4 protein-coding genes and 1 riboswitch are annotated in these 2,361 nt (G+C 50.8%); all 4 genes read right to left on the minus strand.

Annotated features, from left to right (window positions below):
- Nucleotides 1-47 precede the first annotated feature (47 nt).
- Nucleotides 48-398, minus strand: coding sequence for a CBS domain-containing protein (locus BOW52_RS16765; RefSeq protein WP_172840411.1), 351 nt, complete (start codon nucleotides 396-398; stop codon nucleotides 48-50).
- A gap of 127 nt (nucleotides 399-525) precedes the next feature.
- Nucleotides 526-1,455 (minus strand): HD-GYP domain-containing protein, encoded by a 930-nt coding sequence (locus BOW52_RS16770; RefSeq protein WP_236725803.1) that lies wholly within the window; start codon nucleotides 1,453-1,455, stop codon nucleotides 526-528.
- Nucleotides 1,427-1,729: a hypothetical protein gene (locus BOW52_RS17635; protein WP_236725804.1), complete on the minus strand. Its 303-nt coding sequence runs from the start codon at nucleotides 1,727-1,729 to the stop codon at nucleotides 1,427-1,429. Before BOW52_RS17635 ends, BOW52_RS16770 begins: the two co-directional genes overlap by 29 nt.
- 128 nt (nucleotides 1,730-1,857) lie before the next feature.
- On the minus strand, nucleotides 1,858-1,983 hold the full coding sequence (locus BOW52_RS17835) for a hypothetical protein (protein ID WP_269087676.1): 126 nt from the start codon (nucleotides 1,981-1,983) through the stop codon (nucleotides 1,858-1,860).
- A riboswitch (cyclic di-GMP riboswitch) is annotated at nucleotides 1,983-2,072 on the minus strand. Its footprint overlaps the gene before it by 1 nt.
- Nucleotides 2,073-2,361 lie beyond the last annotated feature (289 nt).

A 2,361-nucleotide genomic window follows, 5' to 3' on the forward strand; every position in this document is an offset into this window, starting at 1 on the left:
TCGTCGTTCGCTCGCGCTCTCAACTACGAATAGGCAGACGGCGTCGACTATCGCGGACTAACCGCCTTCGCTTCGCTATCCATGGCGGTCAGCGGATGACGTAGACCCTGTTGCTGAAACCTCAGGGCCACGTTGTGCATGCTTTCACCGGCCGCAACCGACGCGATCGGTGAACTCATTACAACTCGGATCGGTAGTGAGAAAGAGGCCTCGTTTGAGAAATCGATCGCCAGTGCGTCCTTCTCGGTCCAGATACCAACCGCCTCATTCTCTTCAACGATGACGATGGAGCTGCAACTATTTTCTCGCATCAACTGAGCCGCTTTGCAGAGTGGCAAGTCCGGATTACACTCAAGCAGCTCATGTTGCAGTAACTGTTCTACCGTCAAATCTGCCAACGAGCCCGTGCTAGGCAATTTAATGTTAGTACGCCAGTCCATCTCTCAAACCCACCGTATTCTCTCTCGTTACACTAATACCTAGCTGGAATCGCGATGCCTCGCCATTAGCCCTGCTAGTAATATGTTATGTATGTTCAGAAAACTTCTGCTGTACCTTCTCGATCCGCTCACGGTTGTTCAGCAGCGCATCAACACATTCTCGATCTAGCTCATCACCGGCCAACTTACGCAGCAGGGCAAATGCACGATCGTTATCCCACGCTTCCTTGTAGGGTCGATCACTGGTTAATGCATCGAAAATATCGGCTACTGCGACGATCCGTGACTCAAGTGGAATCTGATCACCCTTCAAACCGTGCGGATACCCACCCCCGTTCATCTTCTCGTGGTGGTACTCGGATATGTTGTGCAACATCTCTATCCGATAGACCGCATCAAGACCAAAATTATCCAACAGGGTCTGAATCATCTCCCGTCCCTTACTGGCGTGGGTCTTCATAACCTGCCATTCATTAGCATCAAGCTTGCCTGGTTTGAGCAGAATTTCATCGGGAATGGCGATCTTGCCAATATCGTGCAGTGGCGAGAAGAGAAATAGCTGCTCGATAAACTCATCGTCAAGGTTATGTTTGGGCGCCAGCTCTTGCGCAATAATTCGGCTGTAGCGTGACATACGATCAAGATGGGTACCGGTTTCGTTATCCCGGTGTTGGGTAATATCGCAGACCGTTCTCACCGCAGCCGCGAGAGTACGCATACTCTCCAACTCAGAGCTAATCAGCAGCGTCAACACATGGGCAAAGAGTTCCAGATAGTGCAGCGTCTCATCATCGAAAATGTGTTTGTCACTGGCATTAAAAAAGATGAAACCGCGAAACTCGCCCTCGTGGTACATCGGCAGGGTGTAGCTCGAACCGTAGCCCTTTGAATCAATCTTACGGGTATGTACACCTTCCCCCTTGGCGAAGATCGAAAGATCGTGAACCACACGCCCCTTTCCACTGGCATAGATCGCAGGGGAGTCGCTATTTTTGCGAGAGTTTGTTTTGGGCATCCAAGCCCAAGCAAACAGCAAAAACTTCACGCGACCGTTTATGCCTGCGGCGCCCCGACGGGTTTTCACCATCGGTGCTATGGACAAAGGTTTTAAGTAAGTCACTCTTGGCATCGTAGATTGCCACGGCGATACGTTTGATACTCGGCAGACGTTCGCAGATAACGTTGTGGACATGAGCGAGTTTCTCCGACAGCGGACGCTGTTCGGTTACCGACTTTAATGCGATCTCATAGGAAGATATCGCCATACCCTTCACCACCTTTCCATCCATGACGGTTCACAGACGTTGCAAAAGTCCTTAGGTCGGGGAGTCGCTATTTTTGCGGAAGCTTGTTTTGGGCATCCAAGCCCAAGCAAGCGGCAAATACTTAACGCGACCGTTTATGCCTACGGCGCCCCCTATCGCGGACTAACCGCCTTCGCTTCGCTATCCATGGCGGTCAGCGGCGGTGAAAGCTTGTTACGTTTAGAGAGGGTTGAGATCTGAACCACTGGCAGCGACTCTGAGCACCTCTTCCCTATCATCCGGTAACCCCGCTGTCATAGAGTCTTCACGCTCTTTAGACCGGTAGCTTTGCGTTGCCCGCCTTTCAACGGGGTAGCCTTTTTCAGACGAATAAGCCTGATAGTATGTAGCCAGCACAAAATAGTCAACAATTGTGTGATTTAGATCACAATTTCCAACTTTTTCCAGTGAAATTAAAGGCTTTTGACGTAACAAAGCCGCTTCGAAGAGGATCAGGCAGAAGCGGCTTAAGTGGCTGAAATTTAGGAAAAGGAGAGATCTGAAGCGGGTTCTACCCCACAACCGGGGAGTCGCTATTTTTGCGGAAGCTTGTTTTGGGCATCCAAGCCCAAGCAAGCGGCAAATACTTAACGCGACCGTTTATGCCTACGGCGCCC

The sequence above is a fragment of the Solemya pervernicosa gill symbiont genome, assembly GCF_002020875.1.
GTDB lineage: Bacteria > Pseudomonadota > Gammaproteobacteria.

What these genes read in the sequence shown, in the direction of transcription:
- BOW52_RS16770 (WP_236725803.1), bottom strand. Translation starts at nt 1,455, where the DNA reads ATGCCCAAAACAAACTCTCGCAAAAATAGCGACTCCCCTGCGATCTAT.
- BOW52_RS17635 (WP_236725804.1), bottom strand. Translation starts at nt 1,729, where the DNA reads ATGGATGGAAAGGTGGTGAAGGGTATGGCGATATCTTCCTATGAGATC.
- BOW52_RS17835 (WP_269087676.1), bottom strand. Translation starts at nt 1,983, where the DNA reads ATGATAGGGAAGAGGTGCTCAGAGTCGCTGCCAGTGGTTCAGATCTCA.